Raw genomic sequence first — 17,023 nt, forward strand, 5'->3', positions numbered from 1 at the left:
TGATTTCAATTCAACAAATATAAAAAAAATCTCAATATATTTTTAGTTTTCCAAATAATTTCTCCATTTTTTTACAGCATCCGCCATATCTTTGGGCATTGGGCTCTCAAAATACAATTCCTTCTTTGTTGTTGGGTGTATAAATCCAAGGGTATGGGCATGAAGGGCATGTCTTGGCAAAATTTCAAAAACATTTTTAATAAATTGCTTGTATTTGGGAAGATTTACCCCTCTCAAAGGTGTATGTCCCTCATATCTTTCATCATTAAACAAAGTATGGCCAATATGTCTGAAATGCGCTCTGATCTGATGGGTTCTCCCCGTTTCCAGCTTACATTCTACCCAGGTCATATATTTGAATCTCTCAAGGACTTTATAATGGGTCACAGCGTGTTTCCCCTGGCTGCCGTCTTCATAAACGGACATCTGCATTCTGTTTTTAGGATGTCTTCCGATGTGGCCTCTGATGGTCCCCTCATCATCCTGCATATTTCCCCACACAAAAGCCCAGTACAGTCTCTTTGTAGTTCTGTTAAAGAACTGTTTGGCAAGGAAGCTCAATGCATATTCATTCTTGGCAATCACCAACAGTCCTGATGTATCTTTATCAATCCTGTGTACAAGCCCTACTCTGTCAAGATCGGATTTCTCTCCGTTCTTTTCAAAATGGAAAGCAAGCGCATTCACCAATGTTCCGTCCCAGTTTCCGAATCCGGGGTGTACTACCATTCCTGCTTCTTTATCTACTACTACAAGATCATCATCTTCATAAACAATATTCACCGGAATATCCTGTGGAATAATGACATTTTCTCTTGGAGGGTGCGTAAGCAAAACTGAAATCTGATCTCCCGGTTTCACACGGTAATTCTGTTTCACCGCAGTTCCGTTCACGATAACATTTCCGGCTCTGCAGGTCTGTGAAATTTTATTCCTTGAAGAATTCTGTCTGTATATTAAAAGGAACTTATCAATTCTTAATGGTTCCTGTTTACTGTCAACAGTGATATTAAGATGTTCATATAAACCTTTATTTTCCTCATCAATATCGATGTTTTCGATACTGTTGGAATCTAATAATTCTTCATCTAAAAAATCTTCGTTATCTTCTGACATTGTTTTATATTTTTTACACAAAAGGCCTCAACATTTTGCAGTTGAAGCCTGTATTTTTGATATTAATCTGATTTTATTCTACGACAACCTTCTTAGCTTTTGGCTTTTGAGCAGGCTGTTGTGTTGTTGTTGCAGCCGGCTTGGCTGTACTTCCTGCTGCAGAGGTAGTGGTGGAAGTTTTAGGCTTCTCTGTACTTTGGGCTGCAGGTTTAGAAGTGGTAGTCTGAGGTTTTGGAGTCTCAGTTTTCGGTACTTCAGGTTTTGGAGTTTCTCTTCTAGGAGCTGGTACTACCGGAGCTTCATAATTTGGCTCACTATGTACTTCTTCATATCGTACCGGAGGAAGTGAAGTATCTACTTTCATACGATAGATAGAATTCAGCTGCTCTACTTTAGCTCTTAATTCGGCAGGAGTCCTCTTACTTGCCCAAAGATCGATCTGCATTCCCTGATCACGAACATCACCGGAAGCAGGATCCTGATAATAGATAATATCAGACTCATCTTTACCTCCATCTTCATGCTCTACCAATCCTACTTCAAACATACTTTTGGTAATGACAGCTCTTGCTTCTTTTACTGTAAGTCCTACAACATTAGGAATCGAGATATTTCTCATCGGCCCGGATCCTACTACCACATCAATAGTAGAGAATCTTGGTAAACGGGTACCCGGATTTACCGCATTTCCTTTATATAATATTCTTAAAAGAGCATCTTTCTGAATACTAGGCTCATAAATCGTATCTCCGATTTTAAGGCCTACCTGATCCAATCTCTGGAATGCCAGTCCTGAATATTTATTGATCACATTCGGCACCGCAATAGGAGCCCATGTTCTCGGATTTACTTTTAGCGTTACCGTTCTTCCGTCTTTTACACGGGAACCTGGCGCAGGATATACCTGCAATACCTGGAATGGTCTGTATTTAGGATCATAATTGGCACTGTCTACTTCATATTCCAGCCCCGTATCATCTAATATTTTAACGGCATCATGCACCGATTTATTTACAACATTGGGAACAGGAATTTCCTGACCGTGATTAGTATGGTACTCTAACCAGCGAAATGTAAGCCATACAAGCCCCACGAAAACACCGATGGCTACTACTAAATTCAGTAAAACTTTCCAATTGAAAAGTGATTTAAGCATACTTAAAAATACTTTAATTATAACCGCAAATATAGCTAATAATTTTAGAATGGACTTTTTATTTAACACAATTCATTTTTGATTTTAAAATTTGCCGATTTCCCATATTGCATTGCATAAAATGATTAAATTTGCCTTAATTGATACTATATGGTTATGAATAAAAAAAGTGTTGCCGTAGTAATGGGAGGCTATTCCGATGAATATGTTGTTTCCTTAAAAAGCGGACAATTGATTTATGATTCTCTGGACAGAAATCTCTATGATGTATATAAGGTAGTAGTCCTTAAAGATGAATGGTATTTTTTAGGGGAAAATGACACAAAATATGCCATCAACAGAGGAGATTTTTCTGTGACTTTAGATAATGGTGAAAACTTAAAATTTGATGTTTGTTTCAATATCATCCACGGAACCCCGGGAGAAAACGGAATTCTTCAGGCATATTGGGATGCTATTGGACAAAAATATACAGGCTGCGATTTTTATCAGAGTGCTCTTACTTTCAATAAAAAAGACACTCTTGCCGTATTATCAAAATACGGAATTCCTTCTGCTAAAAGTATTTATTTAAGAAAAGGGGAAGACATCAATGTGGATAAAATTGTAGCAGAATTGAATCTCCCACTATTTGTAAAACCTAACCAGTCCGGTTCTTCTCTGGGAATTTCAAAAGTAAAAGAAAAATCAGAACTTATTGCTGCCACTGAAATTGCATTCAAGGAAGATGACGAAATCCTGATCGAAAGTTTCCTGGATGGAATGGAAGTCTCCGTAGGCGTTATTGATTTTAAAGGAGAAACCATTGTTTTGGGAATCACAGAAATTGTTCCTACCAATGAGTTTTTTGATTACGAGGCAAAATATGAAGGTGCTTCTGAAGAAATTACACCGGCAAGAATTGACGAGGAAACCACAAAAAGAGTGGAAGAAATCGCTAAAAGAGCTTATAATTCATTAGGAATGAGTGGTTTTTCGAGAAGTGAATACATTCTGATGAACGGAATTCCTTATATGCTTGAAATGAATACCAACCCAGGATTCTCTCCTGCAAGTATTCTCCCTCAACAGGCAAGACATTATGGAATTTCCATCATGGATCTTTGTGGAAATGAAGTTGAAAAAGCACTTAATAAATAAATAGAAGTTAGAAATTAGAGGTTAGAAGTTAGAGATTGAATACACTTTTAACAAATAATCACTACTCAAAATCATAACTCGTACAACATGAAAATTGCTGTTTTCCCTGGGTCTTTTGACCCGATTACACTAGGACATTACGACATTATAGAAAGAGCGGCACCACTATTTGATAAATTAATCATTGCTATAGGGCAAAACTCTCAGAAAAAATATATGTTCCCTCTTGAAAAAAGAATGGAATTTATCCAGAACTCTGTAGCAGAATTCCCCAATGTGGAAGTAGATTATTTTGAAGGACTTACCGTTGATTACTGTTTTGAAAAAAACGCACAATACATTATCAGAGGTCTGAGAAACCCGGCTGATTTCGAGTTTGAAAAAGCAATTGCCCATACCAACAGAACTTTAGCCCACAAAAAACTGGAAACAGTATTCTTACTGACCTCTTCAGGAAAATCTTTCATCAGCAGCAGTATTGTAAGAGAGATCCTTAACCATGGAGGGGAATACGAACTATTGGTTCCTGAATCCGTGAGAGTAGAGCGATAAAAAAATATAATTGATGAGCGATAAATGATAATTGATATAATGGCCAAGAATTTGCTTAAGCAGAAATCATTCATCAATTATCATTTATCAACAATCATTTATAATTATATATGCACGAACAGTTCAATTTTGCAATAGAAGTCCTTGGGACCATTGCCTTTTCCATGTCCGGAAGTTTTGCAGCAATGCAGAAACGGCTGGATCCGTTCGGGGTGCTTATTATTGCATTTGTAACTTCTGTAGGAGGAGGAACTGTAAGAGACCTGCTGCTTGATATCCCTGTTTTCTGGATGCATGATATTCTGATGTGTACCCTGATTCTGGTGACCAGTATTTTTTCAATGATCTTCAAATCTCTTGAGAAAAACTTTAAAGTCACTTTATTTATCTTCGACAGCTTCGGGCTCGGATTATTTACCATAATTGGTGTACAAAAAGGTTTAAATGCAGGAATTCACCCCATGATCTGTATTGCATTAGGAACCATAACCGGCTGTTTTGGCGGTATCATCCGGGATATATTGCTCAACAGGATTCCTTTGATTTTCAGAAAGGAAATTTATGCTACAGCATGTATTGTGGGAGGAGCTGTATTTCTGTTGATGACCAAATATTCTGTACTTTCCTATACTTTTGTACAAATTCTCACCATTCTCCTTATTGTTGCCATACGGACACTTGCTGTAAAATACCACTGGCAGATGCCTAAATTTTACGGCTATGATCATAATAATTCGGAAATGTAATTTAAAAAGACACTTTTTATCTCCACTATAAAAAACAAAAAGTCCTGAAAAATTCAGGACTTTTATAGTATATGTTAGGAGACTAGAAGAATTTTCCTCTGTTTCTCATATTCGGGTTATGCATATGCTTCTGCATGGTTGGCATTTTCAGCTGCTCTTTCATCATTTTAATCTGATCCGTCATCATTCCCGCGCTGTCTAGTCTTTTTGCTTCCTCTAGGAGCTTCTGCCCCTCCTGCTTTCTTCCTTTAGAAATAGCTGCTGCCGCCAGATTCAAAGTAGCCATTGCTCTGTCGTGTTTCATATTCAAACCATATTCCAAAGCTTTCTTCATGAAAGGTTCTACTTTTGCAGGATGATCCTGAGCTTGTGTCAACCCTGATAAATAGTGGAAATATCCGTATTGAGTCTTATGAAGCTGTGTTTTATAGTCTGTAATTTTTGATAACCATTCTCCGGCTTTCTCCATATTCTGCTTTCTTAATTGCCAGAATGCCAAAAGGATATATTCATTTTTAAAGAATAGCAAGATGGGAAATGCAGCCAAAAGAAAAACAACAATACCCCATCCCAGATTTCTTGTGAAAATCATCATATAAAGTCCTAACAGGATAAGAAGTACTGCTACTGCAATTTTTATGTATTTATTCATTATTAAATTTTAGAAGTGCAAAGATAATAAATTTAAGGCTTAAAGTTCAAAAAGTCAATGGTGAATGGTCAATTCGCTGTGCCTGTTAATTTTTATAGCTGTGAGAAATTCACGTTTCACTTTGCAAAGCAAAAATTGACTATTGGCTCTACGCTTCGCTTTTTATTTTTTCAAACGTCTGGAAACAGAAATCATAACCGTTCTTTTCATCTTTCTCATGGCAGATTTCGTTGGTCATTTTCCAGATTTTCGGATCTATTTTCGGAAAGAATGTATCAGCCTGAAGATCTGCTTTCACCAAAGTAACTTCAAGTTTGTCCACTACATCCATAGTCTGCTCATAGATATTTCCGCCACCAATAACAAAAACTTCTTCATCAATCTTCCTGGCAAATTTCAATGCTTCTTTGATGCTTCCTACAATAAGGATTCCTTCTTCAAACCAGTCTTTCTTTCTTGACACAACAATGTTGGTACGGTTTGGAAGGGCTTTCCCAATACTTTCGTATGTTTTTCTTCCCATAATAACCGGATGCCCTGAAGTAATCTCTTTAAAATGTTTCAAATCTTTGGGAAGATGCCAAAGCAACTGGTTTTCAAAACCAATTTCATTTTTCTCTCCCATTGCCACCACTATTGTTGTCATTCAAATAATTTTTTACAAAATTAGCACATAATTTGTATATTTGGTTAGCACAAAAAATTTAAAAAAATAAACTATGAAAAATAAAGGATGTCTGGGCGCAGGAACCATTGGTATTGCCCTTCTTATTATTGTTGCAATTCTATTCTTCTGGGGAAAAAGCGGATATAACAGTTTTGTTAACAAAGAACAGACAGTAAATGCAAAATGGTCTAATGTAGAGACTGTTTATCAGAAAAGAGCCAACCTTATTCCTAACCTGGAAAGAACCGTAAAATCGTATTCAAAATTTGAGCAGGAAACTTTAACTCAAGTTGTGGAAGCCCGTTCCAAAGCGACTTCTATCAATATTGATCCTACGAATATGACCGAAGCTGATCTGGCTAAATTCCAGGCAGCACAAGGAGAATTATCGGGTGCATTAAGCAGATTGATGGCCGTGGTGGAATCTTATCCTAACCTGAAAGCAGACCAGCAGTATATCAACTTCCAGAGAGAATACACTGCTATTGAAAATAGTATCAGAACTGAAACGGTTTACTATAATGATGCTGCAAAGGATTATAATACTTCCATCAAGACTTTCCCGAATAATATTCTGGCGAATTTCACCAACTTCAAAGAAAAACCTTATTTCAAAGCTGACGCAGGCGCTCAAAAAGCTCCTGAAGTATTCAAATAATAATGGGTAATTTCCTAACAAATCAACAGATCGCTTCCCTTGTGGAAGCGATTCAGTCTGCGGAAGATCATTCTACGGGAGAGATCAGAGTGCATATTGATTCCAATACGGAAAACCGCGATGCCAAGACTGCATTTGAAGTTTTCAAAAAACTGGCTATGGATAAAACAGCAGACAGAAATGCAGTACTCTTCCATGTCAATTTTGAACAGAAATATCTTACCATCATTGGAGATACCGGCATTCATGAAAAAGTAAAACAGTCTTACTGGGATCATCTTCACGATTATATCACCGCAGAATTTGCCAAAGGAAATTATTATCAGGCTCTGAAAAGTGCCATCCTGGAAACAGGACTTGAACTCAAAAAACATTTTCCTGTAGAAGGAGAAAACCCAAACCAACTTCCAAATGAAATTACGTTCTCTTAAAATAGTATTTTCATTTTTACTGCTCTGCTTTTACACTTTTGTATCAGCACAATATACCATTCCTGAAAAGCCAGCAGTGCTTTATCCTGTTTTTGATGAAGCCGGATTACTTTCCCAACAGGAAAAAGATGCACTTAATCATAAACTGATCAAGTTTGCAGATTCTACCTCAACGGAAATTGAAGTTGTCATCATCCGTTCTACCAAAGGAGAAGATGTAAATTTTCTGGCCACCATGTTTGGTGAAAAATGGAAAATCGGAAAAAAAGGAGTAGACAACGGAGTGGTTTTCCTTATCGCAACAGAAGACAGAACGATGTCTATCCAACAGGGGCGTGCCGTAGAGCAATACCTTACCGCTTCAGTAGCTGGACAGATCTTAGATTACATCGTCACCCCAAATTTCAAAAAAGGACTTTGGTATGAAGGGATCAATGGTGGAACCTCAGCGATTATGGAGGCTGTTGAGGGAAAATTCAAACCTGTAGCTACAACGGCTCCTTCCGGTAATGGAAGTGCCTTTAAAGTTCTTATCATTGCTTTTATTATTTTCATCATCATTGCTATCCTTTTTGGAAACAGAGGTGGTGGACGTGGCGGAAATAATGACGACGATGATGATGTGATCATCACCAGAAGAGGACGCAGAAATTATCCTGGCGGTTTCTTCCCATTCCCTGGCAGCTTCGGAGGAGGTGGCTTTGGCGGTGGAAGTTCAGGTGGCGGAGGCGGATTCGGAGGCTTCGGCGGCGGTGGAAGTTTCGGAGGAGGCGGTGCATCCGGTGGATGGTAATCAAGAAATATTCAAAAATGATATAGAATCAGATCATCACGATCTGATTTTTTTTATTTAAAAACCAAAATAATACTGATTTATTAACTTTTATTAATGTTAAATTGATATTTAGCTGTTAAAAAGTTAATAAAACATCATAAAAACCACCTTTTATTCAATATTTTTTCACTATATTTACGGAAAACAGGATTATGAAGAAGACGCTGGTAGTATTTGCACACCCTTATCTGGAGCACTCCAATTCGAATGTAGAGCTCATCAATTTCTACGTTCGCCACCAGCATTATACCCTGAGAGATCTTTACGAAGAATATCCTGACTTTCATATCGCAGCTTTCCGGGAAAGGAAACGCCTTAAAAACTATGAACGTTTTATCTTCCAGTTTCCCCTGATATGGTTCGGAATGCCTCCTCTTCTCAGATTATGGATTGATGAAGTTTTCGACAGAGACTGGCTGAAAGAGGGCGAACATAATCCACTCGAAGGAAAAGAAGTCTATATTCTGGTAACCACCGGCGGAAAAGAAAGATCTTTCAGCAAAACCGGAACTTATCAATATACCATAGATGAACTCATCAGCGGGCTTATTGTTTCATTAAAAGTTTTTAAAGCGGATATCAAACATATCAAAATTGTATACGAAGCCAATAAGCTCTCTAAAAAAGAAATTATTTTACACAAAAAAGAATTTACAGAACTACTCAATCAATAGCATATGGAATCCAGCTTAGCGATGAACACATTAATTTTCCTGGGTGTAGCCATTATCATGGTTCCATTGGCCAGGAAATTAGGGCTGAGTTCTGTCATCGGTTATATTTTAGGAGGAATTATCATAGGCCCTTATGTCCTTAAACTTACAGGAAACAATGTTAACGATATTATGCATGCCAGCGAGTTTGGCGTGATCATGCTTTTATTTTTGGTAGGTTTGGAACTGGAGCCACGGAAGTTCTGGGAAATGCGAAAGAAGATAATGGGATTGGGACTGTCACAGATGGCTCTTACCATTCTGCTGCTTTTCCTGGTATTCACAAGCGTAGGCTGGAGAGTAGACAAAGCCATTGCTATTGCCATGTGTTTTGCCCTATCTTCTACAGCTATTGTTCTGCAGACTTTACAAGAAAAAAACAACCTCAAGACTACCGCTGGAGAAGCTTCATTTTCTACCCTGCTGTTTCAGGATATTTCGGTAATTCCTATTCTGGCCATATTGCCTATTCTGGCCAATTATAAAGCCAAGCATCATGACAATGAAATTCAGATTCTGATCCAGAAACTCCCGGAATGGCTTCAGGCCGGGACGGTTATTTTCGGAGTAGCATTGCTTATTTTATTGGGGCGATATGTATTTGTTCCTTTTCTGCGCTATGTTTCAAAATCGGGAATGTCAGAGCTATTGACTGCTTCTTCATTATTTCTGGTTATTGGGGTTTCGGAGCTGATGGTGGTGATCGGCCTTTCACCTGCTTTAGGTGCTTTCCTGGCAGGAGTAATGCTTGCCAACAGTGAATTCCGTCATGAGCTGGAAGCACAGATTGATCCGTTCAAAGGCTTGCTTTTAGCTGTTTTCTTTGTGAGTGTAGGGTCTACCATTAATTTTAATATTATCCAGCAAGATCCCTTATTTATCTTCAGTACTGTTTTTGCCGTGCTGGCTGTAAAATTCGTGGTTTTATACACCATTGGAAAATTCTTCAGGATAGATACTCCCCAAAGTCTTTTTTATGCATTTGCCCTTTCTCAGGTAGGAGAATTTGCATTTGTACTGCTTAATTATGCATCGGATCTTTATCTTTTAGGGCCGGAGATGAATGCACAGATGATGGCTGTTACGGCAATTACCATGTGTATCACTCCTATTCTTCTCATCATCAATGACAAATTTATTACTCCGACATTTATCAAAGAAATTCCTGAAGAGGAACATGACTATAATATTCTTGACAGCAATGTTACTCAAAAGAAAATCATCATTGTAGGTTTCGGGCATTTTGGAAGTACCGTAGGACGTCTTTTAAAAGCCAATAAAATATCAGCTACCGTTTTGGACCGGGATTCTGACCGTGTGAAGCTTCTCAGAAGCTATGGTTTTAAAGTCTATTACGGTGACGCAACGAGAATTCCTATTTTAAGAGCGGCAGGAATTGAAGATGCTGAAATTCTCGTTTTATGTCTGGATGATCCGGATGATAATAAGTTTATTGCAGAACTTGTCCGTGAACATTATCCCAATGTGAAAATTTTTGTAAGGGCAAAAAACAGGATTGATGCTTATGATTATCTGAACAGCGGAGTCAATCACATTTACCGTGAAACATTAGGAACGGCTGTGGATATGGCTGTGGATGTACTTCATGAAACGGGAATGAGAAAATACGCAGCAAGACGTCTCGGACAAAGATTTATGGCTATTGATAAAGCGTCAATCCGGAAGCTGGCAAAAATGAAGGAAAATGATGAAGACATTACCCTGTTTACCACAAAAGAAATCCTCCAGCGAGAGGAGGAATTATTAGCTTATGATAATCTTAATTTTGAAAATAAAAACTGGGAAGGTTCCTCATCCGCAGATGAAGAAGATGAGGAAGAAACCCAGGATTAATTTATTGGATGTTTACGCTTCCACCGCTGCTTTCGTCTTTTATCACGCTCTTAAGCTCTCCTTTTTTCGAGATATCCACACTTCCACCAGATGATGCCCCGGCATTTACACTGGAAACAGCACTTATATGTATACTTGCTCCACTGGAAGCATCTGCCTCTACATCATCAGCGATAACTCCTTTAGCAGAAACGCTGCTCCCTGAAGAAGCACTCACGTCTACTTTTTTTGCTTTACCGGAGAGATCAAGAGTTGATCCTGATGAAGATTCAATATCAAGGTTTACGGCCCATATTTTACCATCGAAACTACTGCTGCTGCTTACATTGATATCCATATCATTCGCTTCAAGGTCTCCGGAAATACTTCCTGCACTTGATGCTTCGATATCTGTTTTTTCCTGGGTAAATTTATCTTTTACAATAATTCTTGCTGCTGAATCGGCAAGGAGTTTTTTAAAGTCTTTTGCATAAATCTTCGCTGTCACTTTACTGATATTCATCACTCTGATCCCCGGCTTATAATGAATGTGCAGTTTCCCGCCATCATTTTCTACCAGAATTTCATCAATGATACTTTGAGGGGCTGAGATTTCAACCTTCTCAGTTTCAGATTTTATAATTTCTGCTTCAATGGCCTGTGAAACCTGAATTTCATCAAAATCACCATTAAATTCCTTATGCTGTATCGGGCCGCTTTCTTTGCTCACTACTTTCTCTACCCAATTACTTTTGTCTCCTTCACGGTCTCTGTTTCTGTTCTCATGTTTATCATTACATGAGGCTAAAGCCACTAAGGCTGAAAAAATAAATAAAGTACTTGTTTTCATGCTTATTCCTTTTGTTAATTTTTTTATTGATTTCTTTATTTAAATAACAACTAATTTATAAAAAATATTACATTACATTTGAAAATACTGTAAATACCACAAAGGGCTTAAAGAAATACATCCGCCGAAATATGTTCTATGATACAAGTTTTTAATATCTTTATGCTTTAATAACAACTATATTTATGAAGAATATTTCATCGGTATTATTAATTTCTGCCTTGGCGTTCAATCAATCTTGTACTACAATGAAACAGACCGATATTCAGCAGGAGCTACCTGCACCTGACCCCTCTTTAGCTTCCAATCCTTTTATGAAGAAGAGTAAGCTTCAATACGAAGCTCCGGAGTTTGACAAAATCAAAAACGAACACTTCAAACCAGCTTTCAATTATGGTTTAAAGCAACATGAAGCTGAAATTATAAAAATTGCCAACAATCCGGCTGCCCCTACTTTTGAAAATACCATCGTTGCATTGGAAAAAAGTGGTGAAGTACTGAGAAGAGCACAAATTGTGTTTTCAAATCTTACCAGCGCGAACACAAACCCTACTTTACAGGCTCTGGATGAAGAATATGCCCCTGTTTTTGCTGCCCATTCTGATAAACTGTACCTGAATGAAAATCTTTTCAAAAGAATACAATCCATCAAAGAAGATGGTCTGGATTCTGAAAGCAAAAGACTTTTACAATATTATAAGCAGAATTTTGAAATCGCGGGAGCAAATCTTTCCGCAGCGGATAAAGAAAAATTAAAGCAACTCAATCAGGAACTGGCTTCTCTTTCTACTCAATATGCCAACAAATTACTGGAAGCAAGAAAGCAGGGAGGCGTATTTTTCTCTGATGCGAAAGAACTGGAAGGACTTTCTGCTGATGAAATTGCAGCTGCTGCAGCTGATGCCAAAACGGCAGGACAACCCGGAAAATATCTTCTGGCTTTACAGAATACAACACAGCAGCCTCTTTTACAAAATTTAAAAAACAGAGCAACCAGAGAAAAGCTATTTAAAGCTTCATGGACAAGAGCTGAGAAAGGAGATGCTAATGATACGAGATCAACCATCGAGCAGCTTGCTAAACTAAGATTGAAGAAAGCACAGATTTTAGGCAAGAAAAACTTTGCTGAATGGAAACTTCAGGATCAGATGGCAAAAACCCCTGAAGCAGCTACTAAACTGATGAACCAGATTGCTACTCCTGCAGTAGAAACGGCAAGACGTGAAGCAAAAGATATTCAGGATCTTATTGATCAGCAGAAAGGAGGCTTCAAAGTAGAACCGTGGGACTGGAATTTCTATGCTGAACAGGTAAGAAAAGCTAAGTTTGACCTTGATGAAAGTGAAATTAAACCTTATTTTGAAATTACAACCGTTCTTGAAAAAGGAGTTTTCTTTGCTGCTGAAAAATTCTACGGACTGACTTTCAAAAAGAGAACAGACCTTCCGGTTTATCATCCGGACGTAGTAACGTATGAAGTTTTCGATCATGATGGAAAATCTATTGCCATTTACTATCTGGATTTCTATACTAGGGATTCTAAAAACGGTGGTGCATGGATGAGTAATTTTGTAGAACAGTCTTATTTATTAGGAACAAAACCTGTAATCGTGAACTGTTACAATTACCAGAAACCCGCTCCGGGGAAACCTTCATTAATCAGTTATGATGATGTTTCAACTATCTTCCATGAATTTGGTCACTCTATTCACGGAATGTTTGCCAGCCAGAAATATCCTTCACTTTCAGGAACAAATGTACCGAGAGACTTCGTGGAATTCCCATCCCAGATTAATGAGCACTGGGCTTTAGATCCGGTTGTTCTGAAGAATTATGCTGTACATTATGAAACAAAACAGCCTATTCCGCAGGCTTTGGTAGATAAAATCAAAAAGGCCGCTACATTCAATCAGGGTTATATGACTACAGAATTGGTTTCGGCCGCTGAACTTGATATGGATTGGCATACGGTAAGCAATGAAAATCAGTTCATTCCTGTTTTAGACTTTGAAAAGCAGTCTTTAGCCAGCCATGGATTTAATCTGGCTACAGTTCCGCCAAGGTATCACACGCCTTATTTCGCCCACATCTGGGGAGGTGGATATTCTGCAGGATACTATGCTTATTTATGGTCTGAAACATTGGATAACGATGCATGGGAATGGATCAGTAAAAATGGCGGATTGACCAGAGAAAATGGTGACCGTTTCAGAAAATATATTCTTTCAGTTGGAAATTCTGTAGATCTGAACCAGGCATTCAGAGACTTCACAGGACACGATCCGGATATCAAACCTTTATTGAGAAACAGAGGGTTTATTAAATAAATCAAGGGAAGCATTCTTTAATCAGAGTGCTTCTTTTTTATACCTATCTGTGATAAATAAAATTTTCTATGTTTCGGCTAAAGCCGGTGGATTTTTGTTTATTTATTTTGAACGGGCTAAAGCCCGTTTCTATTGAATATAGAACAATTCAACATATTAATTCCATTATAAAATTCAAATAGGCAGAACTCCTTTCTAATGAGATTCATTATTTTTGCAGTTCAAAATTTAAAATACAATATAATGGACTGTCCGTGCTGTTCAGGAAAATCATATGAAGAATGCTGCAAACCTTATCACACAGGAGAAAAACATGCTCCTACCGCTGAAGCTCTGATGCGTTCAAGATTCTCCGCTTTTGCCATTCCGAATGGTGAATACCTGATGGAGACTACCCTACCGGGAAAAAGAAAATACCACAATAAAAAAGATCTGCAGGAATGGGGAGAGATCAACCAATGGACGAAACTGGAAATCATCAGAACTTCGGCTTTAAACCATGTAGAATTTAAGGCTTATTATACCGATCAGGACGGACATCCGCAAGTTCATCATGAGTTTTCTGTTTTTCAGAAGATGCACGAACGCTGGTATTATGTTTCCGGGGAGTTTTTGGATGAGGAAACGGATTGAGAAAATAAATTTAGTGATGCTTTGCGTATAGAACCACCCCGTCAAAAATTCTTTGAATTTTTGCCACCCCTCCACCGGAGGGGAATGCCAAGCAACCAATACCTATTTATCAATAAAAATGAGCCACAGGATTATCTGTGGCTCATTTTCTTATCTGAAACATGTCCGAAAAAATCGGGCATTTATATTTTTAGTGACCTTCAGTACCGTCAATTCCGTGAGCATGACCATGCGCCAGCTCTTCTTCAGTTGCCGGACGAGTGCTTAAAACTTCCACGTCGAAATCTAATACTTTCCCAGCCATCGGGTGGTTAAGATCTGCTACTACAACTTCCGGAGTAATTTCTACTACAAAAGCCTGGAAATTATTCCCCTGATTGTCTGATAAAGGAAGAATAGCTCCTACAGGCGGAAGTCCTGATTCTTTAAACATTTCCACTGGTAACTGTGCAATGGCATCCGGCTGTCTTTCACCGTAAGCTTCTTCAGGCTGAATTACAAAAGCCGCTTTGTCGCCAGCTTTTAAACCTAAGATATTCTGTTCAAATTTTGGAATCATCATTCCCACACCATACAAAAATGTAAGTGGATTTTCTGTTGTTGTTTCTTCTACAAGAATCTTACTTCCATCTGGTTCGATCGTATGAAGTATATACTTTACAGCTACAACGTGATTGTTTTCGATTGTCATATTTTTTCTTTTTTTCGTGATTTTCTTTCACGATTAATCATACAAATATACTCTTTTTGAAATGATTCAGTGAGCCTGGTGGCTGGAGGTTGGAAGAAGGAAGCTATGAAAGGCATAAAGAAATGGAGATTTTCTTTTTACAGCCTTTATTTTTTTCTACTTTCGTCTCTCTTTTTTTGTCTTAGCATAAAGAGATACAAGCTCTCGACTTTTGTTCTAGCCCACGGTGTTTTCCGCAGAAATTTAAGGGAAGAACTTATGCTTGGGTTATCTGTAAAACATTTAATATTGATCTGCTCGCCCAACCTTTCAAAACCTTTATAATATTCTACCAGTTCTTCCAGGATAGCATCAAGTCTTTTTCCGTGTAGAGGATCTTTGAACTGCTGTTCCATCTTTTTTTTACAAAATTAATTGATTATAAGTTTATATGGAAATCTACACCTCTTCTTCCTTTTTTGTTTCTTATTTTTGAAGAAGCTATTCCTTACCCATAAAAATTATCCGTTACAAAACATGAGCAAAAACAACGAAGCGAACAGGAAGAAAAATAAAAAGAAAATTGATCAGAAAAAACGTAAAATACAAAATGCAGAAGCTGAAAGAAAAGCAAGGTTAAAACAAATCCGGGAAGATTTCAAAGCAAGAGAAGCTGACAATAAGCTATAATTGTCTTGATCCGAAGTAAGGGAAACCTTAATTTTTAAAATGAAGTATTCTCTATCTTTACATTGTAATAACATCAAAATAATTCTCTGCGAAACAACTTGAAAATTACGCTGCATATATTCTTTTTAATTCTCAAATTTACATTATGAAAATCCTCCACACTGCCGACTGGCATTTGGGTAAGCGCCTCGACCGTTTTTCAAGACTTGAAGAACAGGTTTTGGTTATGAATGAAATTGTTAAGATGGCCGATGAGCAAAATGTTGATTTAGTTCTCATTGCCGGTGATCTTTTCGATAATTTTAATCCAGGTGTTGAGGCTGCTGAACTTTTTTATAAAACATTAAAACGTTTATCCCTGAACGGAAAACGTCCTGTAATTGCTATTTCCGGTAATCATGATTCTCCCAGCTTAATCAATGCTCCCGATCCTCTGGCAAGAGAGTGCGGAATTATTTTAATTGGTCATCCCAAAGCGGAAATTGTGCCTTTCGGTACGGAACATTTTAGTATCATCAACTCGAAAGAAGGTTTTATAGAGCTGAAAATTGATGGGATCAACTTTCCTGTAAGAATTCTTCATACTCCTTTTGCGAATGAGGTCCGGTTAAAGGAATACTTTGGTGAAAATAAAGAAGAAGAAATTAACAAAGTACTTGCACAGGAATGGAAAAATCTTGCGGATCAGTTTTGTGATGATTCCGGAGTGAATCTTCTGACAGCTCATTTGTATATGAATAAAAGAGGTGCAGAAATTCTGGAAGAACCCGAAGGAGAAAAACCTATTAAAATTGGAAATGCAGATCTGATTTTTTCGGACAGTATTCCTGAGCAGATTCAATATACGGCATTAGGTCACCTTCATGGCTTTCAGAATATAGGAACGAAGGAAAAGCCTGTGATTTATTCATCCTCTCCTCTGTGCTATAGTTTCAGTGAAGCGGGACAGACGAAGTATGTTTCCATTATTGACGCAGAACCTGGAAAAACAGTTTCCTACGAGAAGAAACTTTTGAAAAGCGGGAGAGCTTTAGTCCGAAAAACATTTACCGCCATTGATGATGCTGTTCAGTGGCTGGGTGAAAATCCCAATACATTTATTGAACTTACGCTGGAAAGTGAGACTTTTTTAACGGCAGACGAAAGAAGATTAATCTACCAGTCTCACAACGGAATTGTACACCTTATCCCTAAAATAAAAAATATGGAATTGGCAGAAAATCAAAACCAGGAGATCAATTTAAGCCAGGATATTGATATTTTATTCAAGGATTATTTTAAATCCAAAAACGGCGGGCAGGAAGCCAATGAAGAACTGATGAATTTGTTTAACGAAATTTTAAATGCATAAGCC

General features: G+C 37.8%; 19 protein-coding genes. 12 read left to right on the top strand and 7 right to left on the bottom strand.

Annotated elements, in window-relative coordinates; translation table 11 throughout:
• Positions 1 to 42: 42 nt before the first annotated feature.
• Both JNG87_RS09615 and JNG87_RS09620 read right to left on the bottom strand, forming a co-directional pair.
• Positions 43 to 1,116: an RluA family pseudouridine synthase gene (locus JNG87_RS09615; RefSeq protein ID WP_171006329.1), complete on the bottom strand. Its 1,074-nt coding sequence runs from the start codon at positions 1,114 to 1,116 to the stop codon at positions 43 to 45.
• A gap of 73 nt (positions 1,117 to 1,189) precedes the next feature.
• The gene (locus JNG87_RS09620) at positions 1,190 to 2,272 is read right to left on the bottom strand and encodes a PASTA domain-containing protein (RefSeq protein WP_202843731.1); all 1,083 of its coding nucleotides are present in this window, start codon (positions 2,270 to 2,272) and stop codon (positions 1,190 to 1,192) included.
• A gap of 156 nt (positions 2,273 to 2,428) precedes the next feature.
• Between JNG87_RS09620 and JNG87_RS09625 the strand changes: the two genes are divergently transcribed.
• From JNG87_RS09625 to JNG87_RS09635, 3 genes are all read left to right on the top strand, one after another.
• Complete coding sequence (locus tag JNG87_RS09625; RefSeq protein ID WP_202843732.1) at positions 2,429 to 3,412, top strand: D-alanine--D-alanine ligase; 984 nt, start codon at positions 2,429 to 2,431, stop codon at positions 3,410 to 3,412.
• Between the two features lie 87 nt (positions 3,413 to 3,499).
• Positions 3,500 to 3,964 (top strand): pantetheine-phosphate adenylyltransferase, encoded by a 465-nt coding sequence (coaD, locus tag JNG87_RS09630; RefSeq protein WP_047428484.1) that lies wholly within the window; start codon positions 3,500 to 3,502, stop codon positions 3,962 to 3,964.
• 110 nt (positions 3,965 to 4,074) lie between these two features.
• Positions 4,075 to 4,710 carry a trimeric intracellular cation channel family protein gene (locus JNG87_RS09635; protein ID WP_047428487.1) on the top strand — a complete coding sequence of 212 codons (636 nt, stop codon included), beginning with the start codon at positions 4,075 to 4,077 and terminating at the stop codon, positions 4,708 to 4,710.
• A gap of 82 nt (positions 4,711 to 4,792) precedes the next feature.
• Here the strand turns inward: JNG87_RS09635 and JNG87_RS09640 are convergent, their stop codons facing one another.
• Positions 4,793 to 5,362: a DUF2892 domain-containing protein gene (locus JNG87_RS09640; protein WP_202843733.1), complete on the bottom strand. Its 570-nt coding sequence runs from the start codon at positions 5,360 to 5,362 to the stop codon at positions 4,793 to 4,795.
• A 148-nt stretch (positions 5,363 to 5,510) separates the two neighbouring features.
• The gene (locus JNG87_RS09645) at positions 5,511 to 6,008 is read right to left on the bottom strand and encodes a dihydrofolate reductase (RefSeq protein ID WP_202843734.1); all 498 of its coding nucleotides are present in this window, start codon (positions 6,006 to 6,008) and stop codon (positions 5,511 to 5,513) included.
• A 73-nt stretch (positions 6,009 to 6,081) separates the two neighbouring features.
• On the opposite strand from JNG87_RS09645, the gene JNG87_RS09650 reads away from it, so the two are divergent.
• The 5 genes from JNG87_RS09650 to JNG87_RS09670 all read left to right on the top strand — a co-directional run bounded on the left by JNG87_RS09650 (position 6,082) and on the right by JNG87_RS09670 (position 10,520).
• Positions 6,082 to 6,687, top strand: coding sequence for a LemA family protein (locus JNG87_RS09650; protein WP_034693337.1), 606 nt, complete (start codon positions 6,082 to 6,084; stop codon positions 6,685 to 6,687).
• 2 nt (positions 6,688 to 6,689) lie between these two features.
• Positions 6,690 to 7,118 (top strand): TPM domain-containing protein, encoded by a 429-nt coding sequence (locus JNG87_RS09655; RefSeq protein ID WP_227942397.1) that lies wholly within the window; start codon positions 6,690 to 6,692, stop codon positions 7,116 to 7,118.
• Positions 7,099 to 7,911, top strand: a complete 813-nt coding sequence (locus JNG87_RS09660; protein WP_062675618.1) for a TPM domain-containing protein — start codon at positions 7,099 to 7,101, stop codon at positions 7,909 to 7,911. Before JNG87_RS09655 ends, JNG87_RS09660 begins: the two co-directional genes overlap by 20 nt.
• A gap of 194 nt (positions 7,912 to 8,105) precedes the next feature.
• A complete protein-coding gene (locus JNG87_RS09665) occupies positions 8,106 to 8,627 on the top strand; it encodes an NAD(P)H-dependent oxidoreductase (RefSeq protein ID WP_110011719.1) in 522 nt (173 codons plus the stop codon).
• 3 nt (positions 8,628 to 8,630) lie between these two features.
• Positions 8,631 to 10,520: a monovalent cation:proton antiporter-2 (CPA2) family protein gene (locus JNG87_RS09670; RefSeq protein WP_202843736.1), complete on the top strand. Its 1,890-nt coding sequence runs from the start codon at positions 8,631 to 8,633 to the stop codon at positions 10,518 to 10,520.
• Between the two features lies 1 nt (position 10,521).
• On the opposite strand, the gene JNG87_RS09675 is transcribed toward JNG87_RS09670, so the two are convergent.
• A complete protein-coding gene (locus JNG87_RS09675) occupies positions 10,522 to 11,349 on the bottom strand; it encodes a GIN domain-containing protein (protein ID WP_202843737.1) in 828 nt (275 codons plus the stop codon).
• 185 nt (positions 11,350 to 11,534) lie between these two features.
• Here JNG87_RS09675 and JNG87_RS09680 point away from each other — a divergent pair, with 185 nt between their 5' ends.
• Positions 11,535 to 13,676: a M3 family metallopeptidase gene (locus JNG87_RS09680; RefSeq protein WP_202843739.1), complete on the top strand. Its 2,142-nt coding sequence runs from the start codon at positions 11,535 to 11,537 to the stop codon at positions 13,674 to 13,676.
• Positions 13,677 to 13,919: 243 nt separating this feature from the next.
• Complete coding sequence (locus JNG87_RS09685) at positions 13,920 to 14,309, top strand: YchJ family protein (protein ID WP_202843741.1); 390 nt, start codon at positions 13,920 to 13,922, stop codon at positions 14,307 to 14,309.
• Positions 14,310 to 14,499: 190 nt separating this feature from the next.
• On the opposite strand, the gene JNG87_RS09690 is transcribed toward JNG87_RS09685, so the two are convergent.
• Both JNG87_RS09690 and JNG87_RS09695 read right to left on the bottom strand, forming a co-directional pair.
• Positions 14,500 to 15,000, bottom strand: a complete 501-nt coding sequence (locus JNG87_RS09690) for a peptidylprolyl isomerase (protein WP_202843743.1) — start codon at positions 14,998 to 15,000, stop codon at positions 14,500 to 14,502.
• A 146-nt stretch (positions 15,001 to 15,146) separates the two neighbouring features.
• Entirely contained in the window at positions 15,147 to 15,395 is a 249-nt protein-coding gene (locus tag JNG87_RS09695; RefSeq protein WP_202843745.1) for a VF530 family DNA-binding protein, read from the bottom strand.
• 121 nt (positions 15,396 to 15,516) lie between these two features.
• On the opposite strand from JNG87_RS09695, the gene JNG87_RS09700 reads away from it, so the two are divergent.
• The gene (locus tag JNG87_RS09700) at positions 15,517 to 15,669 is read left to right on the top strand and encodes a hypothetical protein (RefSeq protein ID WP_171006328.1); all 153 of its coding nucleotides are present in this window, start codon (positions 15,517 to 15,519) and stop codon (positions 15,667 to 15,669) included.
• 145 nt (positions 15,670 to 15,814) lie between these two features.
• Entirely contained in the window at positions 15,815 to 17,020 is a 1,206-nt protein-coding gene (locus JNG87_RS09705; protein ID WP_202843747.1) for an exonuclease SbcCD subunit D, read from the top strand.
• The last annotated feature ends 3 nt before the right edge of the window (positions 17,021 to 17,023 follow it).

Source organism: Chryseobacterium cucumeris, assembly GCF_016775705.1.
GTDB lineage: Bacteria > Bacteroidota > Bacteroidia > Flavobacteriales > Weeksellaceae > Chryseobacterium > Chryseobacterium cupriresistens.